Source organism: Sorangium sp. So ce185 (assembly GCF_051526825.1).
In the GTDB taxonomy this organism is placed as follows: domain Bacteria; phylum Myxococcota_A; class Polyangia; order Polyangiales; family Polyangiaceae; genus Sorangium; species Sorangium cellulosum_D.
In genome coordinates this window covers 959,601-977,467 of the sequence record NZ_CP150316.1, presented here as the reverse complement: position 1 = coordinate 977,467, position 17,867 = coordinate 959,601, and the positions used below count along the sequence as shown (strand labels likewise).

12 protein-coding genes are annotated in these 17,867 nt (G+C 70.8%); all 12 read right to left on the bottom strand.

The genetic code is table 11. From position 1 onward, the window contains the following. Positions 1-34: 34 nt before the first annotated feature. Complete coding sequence (gene gatB, locus WMF26_RS03765) at positions 35-1,492, bottom strand: Asp-tRNA(Asn)/Glu-tRNA(Gln) amidotransferase subunit GatB (protein ID WP_061623963.1); 1,458 nt, start codon at positions 1,490-1,492, stop codon at positions 35-37. A gap of 131 nt (positions 1,493-1,623) precedes the next feature. Then, entirely contained in the window at positions 1,624-2,298 is a 675-nt protein-coding gene (locus tag WMF26_RS03760; RefSeq protein ID WP_061623964.1) for a NuoI/complex I 23 kDa subunit family protein, read from the bottom strand. A gap of 11 nt (positions 2,299-2,309) precedes the next feature. Next, on the bottom strand, positions 2,310-4,076 hold the full coding sequence (locus WMF26_RS03755) for a complex I subunit 1/NuoH family protein (RefSeq protein WP_437999167.1): 1,767 nt from the start codon (positions 4,074-4,076) through the stop codon (positions 2,310-2,312). Then, the gene (locus WMF26_RS03750; protein WP_437335823.1) at positions 4,073-5,767 is read right to left on the bottom strand and encodes a 2Fe-2S iron-sulfur cluster-binding protein; all 1,695 of its coding nucleotides are present in this window, start codon (positions 5,765-5,767) and stop codon (positions 4,073-4,075) included. Before WMF26_RS03750 ends, WMF26_RS03755 begins: the two co-directional genes overlap by 4 nt. 68 nt (positions 5,768-5,835) lie before the next feature. Then, the gene (locus tag WMF26_RS03745) at positions 5,836-7,050 is read right to left on the bottom strand and encodes an NADH-quinone oxidoreductase subunit D (RefSeq protein ID WP_437317909.1); all 1,215 of its coding nucleotides are present in this window, start codon (positions 7,048-7,050) and stop codon (positions 5,836-5,838) included. Between the two features lie 3 nt (positions 7,051-7,053). Further along, positions 7,054-7,728, bottom strand: a complete 675-nt coding sequence (locus WMF26_RS03740; RefSeq protein ID WP_061625326.1) for an NADH-quinone oxidoreductase subunit C — start codon at positions 7,726-7,728, stop codon at positions 7,054-7,056. Continuing rightward, positions 7,725-8,309 carry an NADH-quinone oxidoreductase subunit B gene (locus tag WMF26_RS03735; protein ID WP_148313284.1) on the bottom strand — a complete coding sequence of 195 codons (585 nt, stop codon included), beginning with the start codon at positions 8,307-8,309 and terminating at the stop codon, positions 7,725-7,727. The genes WMF26_RS03740 and WMF26_RS03735 overlap by 4 nt, the downstream gene beginning before the upstream one ends. Next, the gene (locus tag WMF26_RS03730; protein WP_020732728.1) at positions 8,297-8,653 is read right to left on the bottom strand and encodes an NADH-quinone oxidoreductase subunit A; all 357 of its coding nucleotides are present in this window, start codon (positions 8,651-8,653) and stop codon (positions 8,297-8,299) included. The genes WMF26_RS03735 and WMF26_RS03730 overlap by 13 nt, the downstream gene beginning before the upstream one ends. Positions 8,654-8,906: 253 nt before the next feature. Next, entirely contained in the window at positions 8,907-10,013 is a 1,107-nt protein-coding gene (locus WMF26_RS03725) for a hypothetical protein (protein ID WP_437317906.1), read from the bottom strand. A 515-nt stretch (positions 10,014-10,528) separates the two neighbouring features. Continuing rightward, positions 10,529-13,210, bottom strand: a complete 2,682-nt coding sequence (locus tag WMF26_RS03720) for an MXAN_6577-like cysteine-rich protein (RefSeq protein WP_437999166.1) — start codon at positions 13,208-13,210, stop codon at positions 10,529-10,531. A gap of 232 nt (positions 13,211-13,442) precedes the next feature. Further along, positions 13,443-16,394 (bottom strand): MXAN_6577-like cysteine-rich protein, encoded by a 2,952-nt coding sequence (locus tag WMF26_RS03715; RefSeq protein ID WP_437999165.1) that lies wholly within the window; start codon positions 16,392-16,394, stop codon positions 13,443-13,445. A gap of 236 nt (positions 16,395-16,630) precedes the next feature. Then, positions 16,631-17,830, bottom strand: coding sequence for an alpha/beta fold hydrolase (locus WMF26_RS03710; RefSeq protein WP_437999164.1), 1,200 nt, complete (start codon positions 17,828-17,830; stop codon positions 16,631-16,633). Positions 17,831-17,867 lie beyond the last annotated feature (37 nt).

Below are 17,867 nucleotides of genomic sequence, written 5' to 3'. Positions count from 1 at the left end.
GAAGGCCCGCGCGACGCCCGCGGCGGCAGCTCCCTCACGCGCCGGCGGCGGGGGCGCCCTCGAGCAGCCGCTTGAGGACGTCGTTCACGACGGCCGGGTTCGCGCTGCCCCCCGTCTTCTTCATGATCTGCCCGACGAAGAAGCCGAGCAGCGCGGTCTTGCCGGCGCGGTACGCCGCCGCCTGCTTCTCGTTCGCGGCGATGATCGAGGCGGCGATCGCCTCGATCGCGCCGGCGTCGCTCATCACGGCCATCCCTTTGTCGCGGACGATGTCGCCGGGCGCCCGGTCGGTGCCGGCCATCTCCATGTACACCTCCTTGGCCTGCTTGCCGCTGATCGCGCCCTCGTCCACGAGGCGGAGCAGCCCGGCCACCTGCGCCGGGGAGACCGGGAACGTCGCCGACAGGCCCGCCGTGCGGGTGTCGCGCAGCACCTCGCCCTGGACGAAGTTCGCGACCTTGACCGCGTCGCCGTGGAGGCGCGCCGCCTCCTCGAAGAACGCCGCGATCTGCGGGTGGCCGGTCAGCACCTGCGCCGCGTACGGCGTCAGCCCGAGCGACTCGGTCAAGCGGCGGCGCTTGTCGGCCGGCGGCTCCGGGAGCGCGGCGCGCACGTCGGCGAGGAACGCCTCGTCCACGACGAGCGGCGGCAGGTCCGGCTCGGGGAAGTAGCGGTAGCCGGACTCGTTCTCCTTGTCGCGGAGCAGGTACGTCTCCTTCTTCTCGGCGTTGTACCCGCGGGTCTGCTGCCGCACCCGGCCGCCCTGCTCGATGAGCGCGATCTGCCGCCGGATCTCGAGGTCGATCGCCTCGGCGACGAAGCGGAACGAGTTGATGTTCTTGAGCTCGGTCCGCGTGCCGAGCTTCGCCTCCCCGGCCGGGCGGACCGAGACGTTGGCGTCGCAGCGGAAGCTGCCCTGCTCGAGGTTGCCGTCGTTGACGCCGATGAACATCAGGATCTCGCGCAGCCGCTTCAGGTACTCGGCGGCCTCGGCGCCCGAGCGGAGGTCGGGCTCGCCGACGATCTCGATGAGCGGCGTGCCGGCGCGGTTGAGATCGACGACCGACAGGCCGCCGATGCCGTGGAGGTTCTTGCCGGCGTCCTCCTCCATGTGGACGCGCGTGATCCCCGCCCGCCGCTTGCCGGCCTCGGTCTCGATCTCGAGGGCGCCGCGCAGCGCGAGCGGCCGATCGTACTGGCTGAGCTGAAAGCCCTTCGGGAGGTCCGGGTAGAAGTAGTTCTTCCTCGCGAAGATGCTGCTCTCCTGGATCTCGCAGCCGAGCGCGAGCGCGGCGCTCACCGCCATCCGGACCGCCTCGCGGTTCAGCACCGGGAGCGCGCCCGGGAGGCCGAGGCAGACCGGGCACGTGTGCGTGTTCGGCGGGTCGCCGAAGCTGGTCGCGCAGCCGCAGAACGCCTTGGTGCGGGTGAGGAGCTGCGCGTGGACCTCGAGCCCGATGACCGCCTCGAAGGAGCCGTACGTCGTCGCCATGGCTCGCCGTTCTAGCAGAACCTCGCGCGGGCGAGGGGCCTCCGGCTTTACCTGTCGTGGTTCATCGCCCGGCGGGCAGGAGCCCGCCGTCTCATCGCCCGGCGGGCAGGAGCCCGCCGGGTGGGCGCGGCTCAGTGATCCGCGGCTTCGCGCGTGAGGCCGGGGTGCGTCGGGTCGCCCGGCTCGTGGCGCTTGTTCGCCGTCAGCCGCGAGCCCGAGCGATCGGTGAGGCTCATGAGGAGATCGCGCCGGTAGATGAACTGCTCGCGCGAGTCGTAGGGCACCGCGTGGAGGCCGGTGTCCATGCGGATGGCGTCGACGGGGCACGCCTCGACGCAGTAGCCGCAGAAGACGCAGCGGAGCTCGTCGATGACGAAGCTGCTCGGGTAGCGCTCGTAGCCGTGCCGCCGATCCCCCTCGGGGTACTCGGCCGGATCGATCGCGATGCACTGCGCCGGGCACGCGGTCGAGCAGCAGAGGCACGCGACGCAGCGGGGCGAGCCGTCCTCGCGCAGCGTGAGCCGGTGGATGCCCCGGAAGCGCTCCGGGTAGGGGCGCTTCTCCTCGGGGTAGCTGATCGTCGTGACCCCCGGCTCGAGCGCGTTGAGCACCGGGTCCGGCTTCTGGCCGAGCACCATCTCCTTCGTGTTCTTGAAGAAGTGCTTCATCGTGAGCCCCAGCCCCTTCACCATCTCGGGGATGTAGGCCTGCACGTCGGCGCTCCGGGAGGGGCGCGGGATCGGCTTGCCGGCGACGGGCCTGCCGGCCGGCTTCGTCCAGGGGTTGCTCGGGGTAGCCTTCGCCATGGGATCCTCCTCTACGCCTGCTGCGGCGTCGCCTTGGTGCCCCCCGCCGCGGCGGCGAACCGGGCCGAGGTGGAGACGATGATGCGCTGGCGCTCGACCGGCTCGAGGAGGCCGGCGATCATCGCCACGACCGCCGCGAAGCCGCCCACGGCGACGAGCGCGTGGGTGATGTCGGCGGCGACCTGGAGGCCGCCGCGGAGCCCCGCCGGCGCCGAGTCGACGGCCAGGATCACGATGCCCGTCACCATCATGTTGACGAGCGTGAGCGGCAGGAGCTTCGTCCACCCGAGCCGCATCACCTGGTCGTAACGGAAGCGCGGCAGCGTCCAGCGGAAGAAGACCTGGACCCACGACATGAGGATCGTCTTGCCGAAGAAGGCGATCACGTACGTCAGGCTCACGGCCCAGTGGGTCATCTTGTACTGGAACAGCGTCGCGTCGCCGAGGACGACGTTGATGCCGTCGCGGTCCAGGAAGGGCAGGTGGTAGCCGCCGAAGAAGAGCGTGACGAGGAGCGCGCTCGACGTGATGAGCTCCACGTACTCGCCCGTCATGAACATGCCGAACTTCATCCCGGAGTACTCGACGAAGTAGCCGGCGACGATCTCGCTCTCGCCCTCGGGCTGGTCGAACGGGATGCGCTTCGTCTCGGCCGCGAGGGCCGCGAGGAACAGGATGAACGCGAACGGCTGGACGAAGATCCCCCACGCGTGCTCGGCCTGCCACTGCACCATGTCGCCGAGCCGGACGCTGCCGTAGATCATGAAGAGCCCGACGACGCTGAGGCCCATGGCGACCTCGTAGCTGACCATCTGGCTCGCCGCGCGCAGGCCGCCGAGCAGCGAGAACTTGTTGTCGCTCGCCCAGCCGGCGAGCGCGGCGCCGATGATGCCGGTGCCCGCCATCGCGAAGATGTAGAGGATGCCGACGTTGAGGTCGGCGACCTGGAGGTTCACGACGTGGCCGGAGCACGTGAACGACTGGTCGACGGTCCGCTGGAGGAGCGGGAGGTCCGCGAAGCCGAAGATCCCGTCGCCGTTGTCCGCGAAGCAGAGCTTGTCGCCGAAGGGGATGACCGCGAACGTCACCAGCGCCGGGAACATCGCGAGCAGCGGCGCGAGCGAGTGGAGGAGCCGGTCGGCGTTCTTCGGGATGAAGTCCTCCTTCCAGATCATCTTGATCGCGTCGGCGGCCGCGTGGAGCGTGCCGAGCAGGCGCAGCGGGATCTTGCCCTCGGGCACGCGCAGCGCCGTGTACGCGCCCGTCACGACGAGCAGCGCGCCGAGCAGCACGCACACGACCCGCGCGGCCGTGGGCGCCGCCGCGACCGGGATCGCCTGCGTGACGAAGAAGGCCAGCACGTGGCCCAGGACGCCGGCGTAGAAGATGTTGCGCGGGTCGACGCGGGCGAGCGCCTCCTCGGCCCCGTTGATCGGGCCGCCCCGGCGGGCCGACGCGCAGAACACGAGCAGGCCGAGCCAGGTCACGAGCACCGCGAGCTGCGCGCCGATCACCAGCGTCTCGACGCCGGTCGGCCCGGTCATCTCGCGCGTCGCCGTGAACACGGCGAGCGCCCCGAGCAGCGCCGGCGGGAAGAACACGATGCCGCGCACGAGCATCGACGGCAGGTAGACGACCGCGCGGTTCGGGCCGACGCGGTCCTGCACCATCGCGCCCTGGCGCCGGTCGGCCCAGGTGGCGATCGCCGCCATGTTCAGCAGGAACAGGACGACGATGAGAATCTTCACGATCGCGAGAACGACCTCGACGAGAGTCATGCCGTGGCCTCCGTCTTCTTCGGCTCAACCCGCGCGCCGTCGGCGACGGCGGTCGCCGCCGCGGTGTGCGCAGGGGGCGCCGCGCCGAGCACCGCGGCGGGCGCCCCCGCCCCCGCGACCGCGCCGGGCGGCATGGCGCGGCGCAGCTCGGCGAGGGTCTTCCACCCGGTCTCGTACCCGAGCGCGCGCCCGAGCCGGCCGATGAGCTCCCAGGCCGGACGCGCGTCGCCGTGCGGGAGCAGCGCCCGCTCGCTCCGCTGCGCGAGGCCCTTCCGGTTCACGTACGTCCCCTCGGCCTCGGCCCAGGAGCACGCCGGCAGCGCGACGCGCGCCGCCTTCGCCAGCGGCCCCTCGTGGGCGGCGATCGTCACCACCCCCTTGAGCCGCGAGAGCGCCCGCTGCGCCTCGCCCGCGTCGACCTCGAGGTCCGACCCGAGGGCGACGACGTACGCGTACTGCCCCGACGCGATCCCCTGGAGCAGCTCCGCGACCGGGCGCGGCGGGGTCGCCGCCGCGATCTGCACGGCGCCGCGGGTGTTCGGGTTCTTGTCCTCGCTGATCAGGATGTCGTCGCCCTGACCGAGCGGCCTGCCCGACACGAAGAAGTCGGTCGCGCCGAGGTACGTCGTGGCGAGGTGGTAGAGCGCGAAGTTGTCCTCGTTCGAGTGCTGGGCCGACAGGACGATCGCGACCCGCGACGGGTCGTCGGCGTGGCCGCTGAGCTGCTCCTTGGCCGCGGCCAGGGCGTCCTCGACGCTCGCGTCGTCGTTGCCGACGAGCGCCGTGAGCAGCCGCCCCTCGACCGCGTGCCGGTACGACAGCATGCCGTCGTCGCACATCCAGTACGTGTTGACCGCCATGTTCTCGCGCGGGCGGTGCCGGTACGGCGTGTTGTTGCGCGGATCGTAGTCGAGGTAGGCGTTGCAGCCCGTCGCGCAGCCCTGGCAGACGGTCCGGGCGCTGCGGAGGAACCAGACCCGCGCCTTGAACCGGAAGTCGCGCGACGTGAGGGCGCCGACCGGGCAGACGTGCTCGGTCATCAGCGTGTAGTTGTGGTCGAGCTCGCGCCCGGGCGAGACCGTGATCTCCCCGAGGTTGCCGCGCTCGCGGACCGAGAGCACCGGATCGCGGGCGAGCTCGTTGCAGACGCGGATGCACCGCGTGCAGACGATGCAGCGCTCGGCGTCGTAGACGATGGTCGGCCCGAAGGTCACCGCCTTCGGCTTGTGCACCGGCTCCTGGTGCATCCGCTTGCCCTTGCGCTGGTGCTCGAGCCAGTAGTCCTGGAGGCGGCACTCGCCGGCCTGATCGCAGATCGGGCAGTCGACCGGGTGGTTCAGGAGCAGGAGCTCCTGCACCGCCGAGCGCGCCTCGGCCACGTGATCGCTGCCCTCGGACAGCACCTCCATGCCGTTCGCGCAGGCCATCTGGCAGGCCGGCTGGAGCTTCGGCTTCGCGGCCGGCACGTAGTCCTGCTTGGCCGGGTCCCAGCGGAGGATGTCGAGGCTCATCGCCGGGCGCCCGGGCGGCGGCAGCACCTCGACGAGGCACATCCGGCAGTTGGCGGCGACGCTGAGGCCCGGGTGCCAGCAGTAATGGGGGATGTCGATCCCGGCGCGGTGCGCCGCCCGGATGATCGTGTCACCGCTCTCGAAGGGGATCTCCCTTCCGTCGATCTTGATCGTAGGCATCGTGCTCTCGGTTCCCGGCGGGGCCGCGCGGCCCCAGCTTCCTTAGGTCGATGACGGGAGCGCCGTCGCTAGTGGTCGCACTCCCCGCCGATCATGTTGAGCGAGCCGAAGGTCGGCACGACGTCGGGGATCATCAGCCCGGTGATGAGCTGCGAGAGCCCCTGCGTCGTGGCGAAGCACGGCGGCCGGATGCGGACGCGGTAGGGCGTGCCGCTGCCGTCGGACACCAGGTAGAAGCCGAGCTCGCCGTTGCCGGCCTCGGTGTACGAGTAGCACTCGCCGGCGGGCACCTTGATGCCCTCCATGACGATCTTGAAGTGCTGGATGGTCGCCTCGATGGTCGTGTAGACCTCCTCCTTCGGCGGCAGCACGATGCGCGGATCGTCGATGTTGACCGGCCCCTCGTCGGGCATCTGGTCGAGCGCCTGCTCGATGATCCGCGCCGACTGGCGGATCTCCTCCTGGCGGCACATGAACCGGTCGTAGTTGTCGCCCCGCGTGCCGACCGGCACGTCGAACTCGAAGCGGTCGTAGACCATGTACGGGTTCGCGCGGCGCACGTCGTACGCCAGGCCGGTCGCCCGGAGCACGACGCCCGTCCAGCCGAGCGCGAGCGCGTCCTCCTGCGAGATCTGCCCGACGCCGTCGAGGCGATCGAGGAAGATGCGGTTCTTCAGGATGAGCTTCTCGGCGTCGTTGACGAGCGCGAGCACGCGCGCGAGGCCCACCCGCACCATCGACTTGAAGTCGGGCGTGGGCGGCCGCGCCATGCCGCCGACGCGGCCGAAGCTGTGCGTCAGGCGCGCCCCCGTCTCCTCCTCGAAGATCTCCCAGAAGATCTCGCGCGCGCGGCACAGGTAGAGGAACGGCGTGAAGGCGCCGAGCTCCATGCTCATGGCGCCGCTGCAGATCATGTGATCGCAGATGCGCGCCATCTCGCCGAGGATCACGCGGTAGTACTGGCAGCGCTCGGGCACCGTGACGCCGAGCATCTTCTCGACCGCCAGCGCGAAGCCGACGTTGTTGAGCATCGGCGAGACGTAGTTGAGCCGGTCGACGTACGGGAAGACCTGCGTCCACGTGCCGCGCTCGCACATCTTCTCGAAGCCGCGGTGCAGGTAGCCGATCTGCACGTCGGCCTTGTTGATCGTCTCGCCCGAGAGCTCGAGCACGATCCGCACCGTGCCGTGCATCGCCGGGTGGGACGGCCCCATGTTGAGGAGCATCGGCTCGCTCGGGAGATCGAGGTGGGCCTCGTCCAGGTCGCGATCCAGCGGTTCCATCGTTCAGCTTCGCTCCTGCAGCGCACCCACGCCGATGCCCTGCGGTTTGCCCTTGTCCGAGGCCTCGTCCCCGCCGGTCGACTCGAGCGACGCGCCCGCGTTCAGCAGCGCGAAGTCGTGCGTCTGGCGGCCGAAGCTCATGCCCTCGTCGGGGCCGAACGGCGGCAGCTTGCCGATGTTCGGCACCTCCCGGAACGGGATGAGCGGCTGGATGCGGTTGGCCGGGTAGTCCTTGCGCAGCGGGTGCCCCTCGAACTCCGGGTACATCAGGATGCGCCGGAGGTCGGGGTGCCCGCGGAAGACGATGCCGAGCAGGTCGTAGCACTCGCGCTCGAACCAGTTCGCGCCCTTCCACACCGGCACGATCGAGTCGATCTCGGCGCCGTTGCCCTCCTCGTCGCCCACGCGCGCCTTGATCCGGATGCGGTGGTTCTTCTCGAAGGAGCGCAGGTGGCAGACCACCTCGAAGCGGGGCACGTCGCCGCGCCAGAGGTAGTCGACCGCCGTGAGGTCGACGAACATGTTCATCAGCGTCCGCGGGTCGTTGCGGAGGAAGAGCGCGACGTCGCGCCACACCGCCGGGTCGACCACCGCGGTGTCGTCGCCGAACTGCGAGTGCGTCTCCAGGACGGCGCCCGGGAACTGGGCCGTCAGGATCTCGAGGACCTTCTTGCTCACGGCTGGCTCCTCTCCTTGCGCTGGAGGGTGACGAGGCGCTCCGCGGTCTGGGCCGGGTCCTCGCGCGGCTTCACGATCGCCGGCGTGCGGTCGCCGCGCGCGATCTTGTCCTGGAGGAGCATGAGGCCGTCGAGCACCGCCTCGGGGCGCGGCGGGCACCCGGGCACGTAGACGTCGCAGGGGATGATCTTGTCGATGCCGGCGACGGTCGTGTAGTTGTCGTAGAAGCCGCCGCACGAGGCGCACGTGCCGAAGGCGAGCACCCACTTCGGGTCGGCCATCTGCTCGTAGATGCGCCGGAGCGCGGGCGCCTGGCGCTGGCTGATGGTCCCCACCACCCAGAGCAGGTCCGCCTGGCGCGGCGAGAAGCGCGGCACCTCGGCGCCGAACCGCGCCATGTCGTAGCGCGGGCTCGCCATCGCCATGTACTCCATCCCGCAGCACGCGGTCACGAACGGGTACTGGAACAGGGAGTACTTCTTCGCCCAGTTGAGCAGCGCGTCCACGCGCGTCGTCGCGAACCCGTGCTCGGAGCCCTCCATCACCCGCGTCGAGGGCCCTCCACCCTTCATTTCTCCCATTCCAGAGCTCCCTTCTTCCACACGTACACGAGCACGACGACGAGCATCGCGATGAACGAGCTCATCGTTGCGAGGCCCGTCCACCCCAGGGAGCGGAACTGGACCGTCCACGGGTAGATGAGCACCGCCTCGATGTCGAACACGACAAAGAGGATCGCCGTCAGGTAGAACTTCACGCTCGGCTTGACGAATCGCCCGCCCGTCGAGTCGCTGCCGCACTCGTACGGGATCATCTTCTCGGGCGTCGGGTTCTTCGGGCCGAGGAGCGACGTCAGCGTGAACATCGCGAGCGCGATGACCGCGGCGACGAGAAACAGCAGGAACAAGGGGATGTAGGTGGCCATCGAGAGAGCACTCCTACGGGTCGGTCCCGGGAGGGTCGACCGCCTCGCCGCAGCGCGCGGCGCCTCGGGCGAGACCTCAGGGCCCGCGGCCCCGAACCATGCAGTCCAAAAGGTGAGAGCGACGCGGCGATTGCTGCCTGAAACAGCAAAAATCCGAGCGATCCCGGCTTAATCCGCGCCGGATCTAGTCGGCCGCCGCGGGGGTGTCAATGGAGGCGGCGGTCAACCTGCCCAGAGCCGGCGGGCCGCAATCCTAGGAGCGGCTCGCCACGAGGACCAGCCCTCTCCATGCGGTCAGGGCCGTTCCCAGGGTCGCCTCGATCTCCCGGATCTCCTCGACCATCTCGGCGTCCGGCACGCCGACGCTCCGCGCCTCGCGGACGCAGGCGAGGGCGGCGACGAACTTCTTGCGCTGCACGAACGCCCGCGCGAGGAGCGGCCAGATCTGCTTCGGCGGGGCGCCGAGGTTCGCGGCGCGCCGGAGGGGGCCGATGGCCTCGCCCGCCCGGCCGTCGTCGAGCATGGCCTCGCCCAGCCGGCGGAAGATGTCGCCGGCCGCGGCCCCGTCGTGCGCGTACTGGACCGCCAGGCGCATGACCTCCTCGCCCTGGTGCTCCTCGCCGAGCTTGACGCACGCGGTGCCGAGCAGGCCGAGCCCCTTGGCGATCAGGCTGCGGGCGTCCGGGGTGAGCATCTGCCCCTCGGGCGTGCGCAGGAAGATCGCGAGCGGCGCCGGCCAGGTGCCGAGCAGCTGGATCACCTTCGGGTAGTCGCCGCGCTGGGACGCGACCTCGGCCTCCGCGACCTTGGTGAGGTCGATGGCGGAGCGCGCGCCGGCCGAGGCGCGCTCGAGCTCGTCGCGCACGTGCGAGCGGATGCGGGCGCGGAACTCGTTCAGCTCGTGCGTCTCCTCGATGCCGTCGCGCAGGAGGAGGAGGCGCGAGGTCTTCCCCTCGACGGACAGCTTGCGGAGGCTGTAGCCGTAGAGGGGGGCGAGGAGCAGGTAGCGGACGCCGATGTGGAGCTGGATGCCCTCGAGGTCGGTGTCCCGCTCGGGGGCCTGCGGCGTCGTGTCCTCCGTGAGGAGGGCGCCGACGAGGCGGTGGCGGAAGTCGGCGAGCGTGAGCCGCTGGACGTCGCCGTCGATCTCCTCCTCGCCCGGCGGCGCGATCACGAAATCGACCAGCGTGTTGTCCGGGTTGCGGCGGTCGACGGTGAGCGCCGTGATGCGGGCGCCCGTAATCATCGAGAAGGCAAAGAACGCCTCGCCCACGATCTCGCAGAGCGCCTGGAAGCTGCCGATGCCGTCGCCTATGCGCTCGAACCAGCCGTCGGTCCGAACGGCATCGAGGGAGAACACGCGTTCCTTTGGCATGGTTCGACCCGGATCCGAAGGGCGCGTCCCGGATGGCGGACGCAAATCCCAGGGGGGCGAGACTCGCACGGTCGCGCGCGGCTCTCAAGAAAACTCCTAGGGATCGCGCGCATCGCCGTCGGCCTCGAGCGCGCCGCCGCCGTTCGCCATCGCCATCCATCGCGGCACGCCGGGCCACCTGCCCCCACCGCGCTCCGGGGGCCGCCCCTGCCCGCTCGTCCCCCCCGTCGACGAGGCGCAGCGGCCGGCCCGACCCAGCCCCGTGCCTCACGCCCCGCGCGAGCCGTCCGAGGGCGCCGCTGCCGTCGCCCATCGCACGAGCCTCCCCCCTGGCTCTACGCCACGCGGGCCAGAAGCGGCTCTCCGAGGCGAGGAAAAACAGACCGCCAAGGCATCGAGGACGCCATGAAGAGAATTTTTTGGCTCTCTTGCTTCCTGGCGTCCTTGGCGCCTTGGCGGCGTCTCCTTCGGGTCGACGCAGGCGGCCCGCCGGGCCTGGTCTACGGCTCGGGATCGGTCCCCGCATCCGGATCGGTCCCCGCATCCGGATCGGTCCCCGGGTCCGGATCGGTCCCCGCATCCGGATCGGTCCCCGGGTCGGGATCGGTCCCCGCATCCGGATCGGGATCGGGCGCGGGCGCGGCGCTGATGTGCAGCACGAGGTTGCCAGAGGAGGAGGGCCGGCTGTCGCCGACGATCGTGATCACCTGGCCCGCGGTGAGGGTGACCTCCACCCGCGAGGCGACCCCGCTCGCGTTGTCGTTGCACGCGAGCTCGGCGCCGGTGCAGCTGTCGCCGTCGTGCACGTGAAGGATGGTGTCGAAGGTCGAGGTCAGCGTGTCGATGATGTAGGTCCCGGCCACCGGCGCGGTGAAGCGGTAGACCCGGTCGTTGCCGCTCGACGTCGTGCAGCCCGGCGCGGCCGAGTTCGGCTGCAGCAAGGTCGAGCCAGTCACCCGCTGCGGGACCGTCGAGCCGAGGTTGATCGGGTTCGCGCAGGTGCCCTCGCCGTTCGACAGGGAGACGTTGAGCTTGAACGCCCCCGTGGCGGACGGCCCGGAGCCGTCGACCACGACGACCGTCGCCTGCCGGGCGACGAGCGGCACCGCGACCCGCGACTGGGGGCCGGCCGTGTTGTCGTTGCAGCCGAGCGACGGGCCGCCGCACGCGCCGTCGTGCACGTGGAGGACCGTGTCGAAGCTCGAGCCGAACGTGTCGAAGACATAGACGCCATCCTCCGGGGCGACGAACGCGTACGTCGCCTCGGCGCCGCCGGGCGCGCCGCACGGCGCGCTCACGAAGTCGCCGAGGCCGACGGTCGTCCCGTTCACGGTCTGCGGGACGGCCGACTCCAGCTCGTTCGCCGGGCACGGGGGCGCCGGGATGCCGCTCACGTTGAGCTTGTAGGCGCCGGCGTCGTCGTACGCGCCGTCGACGACCACGTACGCGGTCTGTCCCGCCGAGAGCGGCGTGGACACCACCGAGTGGGACGAGGAGGACGACGCGTCGTTGTTGCAGCCCAGCGTGGGGCCCGCGCAGCTGCCGTCGTGGACGTGCAGCACCGTGTCGAGGCTCGACCCGATCGTATCGAAGGTATAACGCCCGTCGACGGGCGCCGTGAAGCTGTACGTCGCCTCGGGGCTGTCGCTCGAGGCGCAGGGCGACTCGAGGACGTGGTCGAGGCCCGACGTGTTGCCCGTGACCGACTGCGGGTAGATCGAGCCGAGATCGATCATGGGGCACGAGGGCGGCTCCCACGCGGCGACGTTCAGCGTATAGCGCCCGCCCGCGGCCTCGAATCCATCGACGACCGCCACGATCGTCTGACCGGCCTCGAGCTCCACGACGGCGCGCGACTGCGACCCTCCTAGCGAGTCGTCGTTGCAGACGAGCACCTCACCGTCGCACTCGCCGTCCTGCAGCTCCAGGATGGTGTTGAACTCGGAGCCGAACGTATCGAATACATACTTCCCGTCCGCCGGCGCCGTGAAGGTATAGCTCACGTCGGGGCCGCCCGGGTGGCCGCAGGTCGGCGTGATGGCGTCGCCGAGCAGCTCGGTGTCGCCGGTGAACGTCTTCGGGAGCGTGTCGCCGACGTCCTCTGAAGGGCAGATCGGCGGGCCTGCCTTCGACAGGTGAAGCCTGAACTCGCCCTCCGATCCGTCGAAGCCGGTCACGACGATCAAGACCGGCTCGCCCGCGCCGATGACCGCGCGGACCTTGGACTGGAAGATGGTAGGGCTGATGTCATCGTTGCACGCGAGCTGAGCGCAGCTGGTCGCCGACACCACGCCAAGGGCCGTATCGAAGCCGGACCCCGAAGTGTCCAGCGTGTACGTCCCGGCCTCGGCGGGCGTGAAGAGGTAGACCCGCTCCGACGAGCCGGCCGCCACGCACGCGAGCCCGTAGTTCGTCTCTCCCGCGATGGTGGTCCCCGTCACCGTCTGCGGGAACGTGTCTCCGATCACGTCGTAGGTGCCGATGGCGCAGGTGCACGCGCCCTCCTGGCAGATGGCCCCGCGCTCGCACGCGACCTCGCAGGAGCCGCAGTGCAGCTCGCTCGTCTGCAGGTCGGCGCACGAGCCGTCGCAGTCCGTGAGGCCTTCGGAGCAGGAGCAGGCGCCCTCGACGCACAGCTGGGTCGGCGAGCAGCGGGTCTCGCAGTCGCCGCAGTGGGTCCCGTCGGTCAGCGCGTCCACGCAGGCGCCGTCGCACGCCGTGAGGCCCTCGGGGCAGGCGCACTCGCCGTCCGCGCAGACCTGCCCCTCCTCGCACGCGACGTCGCAATCGCCGCAGTTCCGCGGGTCGGACTCGAGGTTCACGCAGCGGCCGTCGCACTCGGTATGCTCCTCGCTGCACGCGCCGTCGGCCCCCCCTTGGCCCGGAGCGTCGATGCCGCCCTCGCCGCCCTCGCCGCCCCCGCCCTCACCGGGGTCTTCGCCATCGACGCAGGTGCCCGCCGCGCAGCGACGCCCCGCCGCGCAGGCGTTGCCGCATTCGCCGCAATGGTCGACGCTCGCCTGGGTATCGACGCATTCGCCGCCGCACTGCGACTGCCCGTCCGTGCACGGGTTCAGCGAGTTGGCGCTCTCGGCGCAGGACGACGCGAGGACAACCCCGGCGACCAGGAGCAACGCAGCGGACGAGAGGGTGGGCCTGAGGCGCAATCCGGATCGTTTCATATGCATCCTTGGGGGTACCTGGCCGTTGGGGCGGAGCGGATAACACGATACGCCCACGCCCGAGGTATCCGCAACCGGCGGGGGCGCTCATGGAGCGAGAAGTTCGCCTGGCCACGCGCGGCGCGAGCCGCGACCTGGACCGCGCTCGCGGCGCCTCGCGGAGGCGCCGCGGCGAGCTCAGCGCGACGGGCGGCGGCGCCGCCGGATCGGCGAGAGGGCGAGCGCGGCGTCCTCACGGAGCGGGGTTGATGTTCAGCGTGAAGCTTCCCGACAACGAGCCGTATCCGTCGACGACCACGGTGATGACCTCACCGGCGGTGAGCGTCAGCCTCACCCTCGACCGCGAGGTGCCGCCCCAATCGTCGTTGCATTTGAGCGTCTCGCCGCCGCAGCCGTCGCTGTGCACGTGAAGCACGGTGTCGTACGACGATCCGATCGTGTCGATGACGTAGTCGCCGTCGGCCGGCGCGGTGTAAGTGAACACCATGTCCGCGGCGGTCGAGCTGTACGTGCAGGAGGAGACGGGCGTCGCCGAGTTGGGCTGGCCCGACGTGGTGCCGGTCCTCGTGAGCGGCAGCTCCGAGCCGAGGTCGATCGCCGTCGAGCAGGTCCCCGGGCCGGTGAAGCGGTCCACCTGGAGCACGTAGTCGCCGGCGCTGGTGCCGCGGCCGTCGACGACGATGAAGACGGTCTGACCCGCGGCGAGGACGGTGGAGACGCGCGACTGCCGGCCGCCCGAAGAGTCGTCGTTGCACCCGAGCGACGCGCCCCTGCAGCTTCCATTCAAGACCTGGAGGACCGTATCGAAGCTCGAGCCGAGCGTATCGAAGATGAAGGTCCCGTTCTCCGGCGCGGTGAAGCTGTAGACCATGTCCGGAGCGGTCGAGGAGCCGCAGCTCGGGGTGACCGACCTGGGCTGATCCACGGTGCTCCCCGTGACGACCTGCGGGTAGCTGGACCCGAGCTCGATGGGCGTCGAGCAGGTGCCGCCGCCGTCGAACCGCTCGATATTGAGCGTGAAATCGCCCGACGCGCCCGCCGAATCGCCGTCGATGAGCAGGATGATCGTCTGCCCCTCCTCGAGATCCAGCGTGAGCTGCGACTGCTGGCTCCCTGCCGCGTCGGCGTTGCACGCGATCGCGGTCCCGGAGCAGGAGCCGTCGAGCGCGGCGAGGGTCGTGTTGAAGCTCGATCCGAACGTATCGATGAGGTACGTCCCGGCCTCGGGCGCGGTGAAGCTGTACGTCGTCTCGCGGCCGCCGGCGCCGCCGCAGGTCGGGCGCAGCAGGTCCACCGCGTCCGCGGTCGTCCCGGTCACCGTCTGAGGCACCGTCGTCCCGAGATCGATCAGCGGGCACGGGGGGACGAAGGTCTGGCTCACGTTGAGCGTGTAGGCGCCGGTGGCCGAGCTGCTGTAGCCGTCCACGACGACGATGACCGTCTGCCCCTCGTCGAGCAGCACCTTCACCTGCGATTGGAGGACGCCGGTGGCCACGTCGTCGTTGCACCCGAGGCTCGGCCCGCTGCACGTGCCGTCGTGGATGTGGAGGGCCGTGTCGAAGCCGGTGCCGATGGTGTCGAAGGTGTAGAGCGCGTCCGCCGGCGCGGTGAACGCATAGGTGGCCTCGGGGCCGGCGCCGGTGCCGCAGGGCGCCGAGAGGGCGCTCTCGCGATCCACGATCGCGGTGGTGCCCGTCACCCGCTGCGGAAACGTGGCGGCGTCGAGGACGAACTCCGGGCACGGCGGCGGCACGTACTCGCTGACGTTGAGCGTGAACGGCCCGTACTCTCCCTCGGCGCCGTCGACGATCGCCACCACCGTCTGGCCCGCGGTGAGGTTCGCGACGACGCGCGACGTCTTCTCCGATGCGTTGTTGTTGTTGCAGGAGATCATCGAGCCTGTGCAGGTCCCGCTGCGCAGCTCGAGGACGGTGTCGAACGAGGAGCCGGTCGTGTCGAAGATGAACCTCCCGGCGTGGGGCGCGGTGAACGCGTAGCTCGCGTCGGGGGTGTCGAGCGAGCCGCAGCTCGCCACGAGGGCGTCGCCGAGCGCCCAGGTGTCGCCGTGGACCGACTGCGGGAGGGTCGGCTCGAGGGTGCCCACCGGGCAGGCCGGCGGCGCCGCCCGGTCGATGCGGAGCACGAAGTCGCCTTGCGCGCCGTTGTACCCCGAGACGACGACGAGGACCTCCTCCCCTCCCTCGAGGATCACCGAGGCGGCCGCCTCGGGCCCCGCGCGATCGTCGTTGCACGCGAGCTCGCCGCAGACCGCGCGATCGAGCACGGCGATCGCGGTGTCGTAGCTCGACCCGGCCGTATCGAACCTGTACGTGCCGGGCTCGTCCGCCGTGAATGCGTAGACGACCTCGGACGAGCCGGCGGCCACGCAGTCCAGCCCGAAATAGGTGTCTGCGCCGAGCGTACTGCCCCTCACGACCTGCGGGGTCGTCGAGCCGAGGACCTCGTGCTCGCCGACGATGCAGGCGCACGTGCCCGCCTGGCAGACCAGCCCCCCGCCGCACGCCGCGCCGCACGCGCCGCAGTGCTGCGGGTGGCTCGCGAGATCGACGCACTTGCCGTCGCAGGCCGTGAGGCCCTCGTCGCAGGCGCACTCCCCGTCCACGCACGTCGCGTTGGGCCCGCACCGGACGTCGCAGCCCCCGCAATGCAGCGGATCTTTCGTCAGATCCGCGCAGCCGCCGCCGCACTCCGCGAGGCCGCCGTCGCAGCGGCAGGCGCCGCCCTCGCACAGCTGCCCGGCCGGGCATTCCTGGCCGCAGCCCCCGCAGTGATGCGGGTTGATGTCGAGATCGACGCAGCCGCCGCTGCACGGCTCGAGGCCGGGCGCGCAGAGCGCGCCGCCGGTCCCGTCCGACTCCCCTGGGGCCTCTATGCCCCCCTGGTCCCCGCCGCCCCCGCCGTTCCCCTTGTCCTCGCCGACGCACTCGCCCGCCTCGCACCGCTGCCCGCTCGCGCAGACGCCGTCGCAGCCGCCGCAGTGGTCGGGATCGACCTGCGTGTCGACGCACTCGGCGCCGCCGCACATCGCGAGGCCGTCATCGCACGTGATGCTCGAGGTGTCTCCCCGCGCGCAAGACGCAGAGCAGACGAGGAGGGCAGCTGCCGTCAGCCAGAGCGCTGTGAACGACAGCTCGAACCTGGAGCGCAATCCGGGTTGACTCATGAACTTCCTTTGGCGGATACGCCGGCCGCCTCGCGGCTCTTGGAGATTTCGCCGTTGAGGATACGCCTCTTCTCTTTCGCTCCGCAATCACGGATCACCGCGCATCGACTCGAGATCGTTCGACCTCCACGCACTCGGACACGCACTCGGACACGCGATCGTGAGATGGAGCGCAGGGACCGGCACGGAGGGGCGGTCCGGCGGAATGCGCGATACGGCCGCGCGGGGCGCACGCGTCACACGGCCGGGTGATCCGGCAGCGGATCGGCCTGGTCGGAGGTGGGTTGACGCGCCTGGACGGCCTCCAGCGCCGGAGCGCCCGTCTCGGGCCCCGGCGCGTCTTCGGGCTGCCGCTCCGGGCCGAGGAAGCGGGCGATCGGCTCGAAGAGCTCGACGCCGGTATAGGCGCCCACGGCGAGGTCGCCGTGGCCGTAATCTTCCCGCGCCCCGAAGTCACGACCGAGCACGAGAAACCGCTTCGGCGTCTCCGGGTGATCGCGCCCCCACGCGTCGAACGCGGCGCGCACCGACGGGACGGGGGCAATCCTGTCGGCGCTGCCCGCGATGAAGAGGGCCGGCGCCGCGACGGACGCGAGGCCGTCGAGGACGCGCTCGCCGTCCACGCGGATCTCTCCGTCGCTCGCCAGCCAGGCGGCGAAGTCCGCGTTCAGCGCAGCGGGGATGTCCTCGATGCAGTTGACGAGCGCGAGCCGCGTGACGCCGGGAGGCACGTTGCGCGGATTGGCGACGGCGTGGTGAATCGGCGTCGGCAGCCACTCCGAGGCGAAGGCGACGCTGCGCGCCATGAAGCGGAGCGGCACGCCCGGGAGCAGCCGCCCCGGCAGAAAGCGCATGAGCCGCGCCGGCGTGGCGAGGCGGCCCGGAGAGCCGACGATGACGACGCGGCGCACCCGATCCTCCGGCACGCTGCGGCCGATCGCGGCATAGAGGAGCATGCCGCCCATCGAGAAGCCGACATAATCGAGCGAGCGGGCGCCGGTGCGCTCCAGGATGGCGTCGAAGGCGCAGGGCAGGTCGTACTGGACCATGGCCGAGAAGCGGACGCTGCGGCGCTCGAGGCGGGTGAGGAGGCGGCCGCTCCGCAACGTCAGCAGCCACACGTCGCGTCCGAGCGTGGCGAGGTGGCGGGCCAGCGAGTAATCGGGGTGAATGTCCTGATTTCTATGGTTCGCGGCAATCCCGTGGACCAGGAGGATCGGTGGCAGATCCGGCTGCGCCTCCGCGCCGGGCGGGACCGGGACGCGGCGGATCTCGATCGGGGCGCCGTCCTCGGTCCGCAGGACCTCTTCGACGCTGTACTCGAGCGGCAGGGTCAGCCGCTTGACCCAGTAGAAGAGGTGCGCCCACAGCCCGATCGCGGCCAGCGCCACGAGAGCCAGCGCGACCAGGAGATAAGCCCCGAATGTCCAGACCATACGCCCAATCTACCTGATGGCGCCGTTTCCGCATGCG

Bases quoted from the DNA above. Each gene is read 5' to 3' on its own strand.
- gatB (WP_061623963.1), bottom strand. From the start codon at position 1,492: ATGGCGACGACGTACGGCTCCTTCGAGGCGGTCATCGGGCTCGAGGTC.
- WMF26_RS03715 (WP_437999165.1), bottom strand. From the start codon at position 16,394: ATGAGTCAACCCGGATTGCGCTCCAGGTTCGAGCTGTCGTTCACAGCG.
- WMF26_RS03755 (WP_437999167.1), bottom strand. From the start codon at position 4,076: ATGACTCTCGTCGAGGTCGTTCTCGCGATCGTGAAGATTCTCATCGTC.
- WMF26_RS03750 (WP_437335823.1), bottom strand. From the start codon at position 5,767: ATGCCTACGATCAAGATCGACGGAAGGGAGATCCCCTTCGAGAGCGGT.
- WMF26_RS03720 (WP_437999166.1), bottom strand. From the start codon at position 13,210: ATGAAACGATCCGGATTGCGCCTCAGGCCCACCCTCTCGTCCGCTGCG.
- WMF26_RS03710 (WP_437999164.1), bottom strand. From the start codon at position 17,830: ATGGTCTGGACATTCGGGGCTTATCTCCTGGTCGCGCTGGCTCTCGTG.
- WMF26_RS03745 (WP_437317909.1), bottom strand. From the start codon at position 7,050: ATGGAACCGCTGGATCGCGACCTGGACGAGGCCCACCTCGATCTCCCG.
- WMF26_RS03735 (WP_148313284.1), bottom strand. From the start codon at position 8,309: ATGGGAGAAATGAAGGGTGGAGGGCCCTCGACGCGGGTGATGGAGGGC.
- WMF26_RS03730 (WP_020732728.1), bottom strand. From the start codon at position 8,653: ATGGCCACCTACATCCCCTTGTTCCTGCTGTTTCTCGTCGCCGCGGTC.
- WMF26_RS03760 (WP_061623964.1), bottom strand. From the start codon at position 2,298: ATGGCGAAGGCTACCCCGAGCAACCCCTGGACGAAGCCGGCCGGCAGG.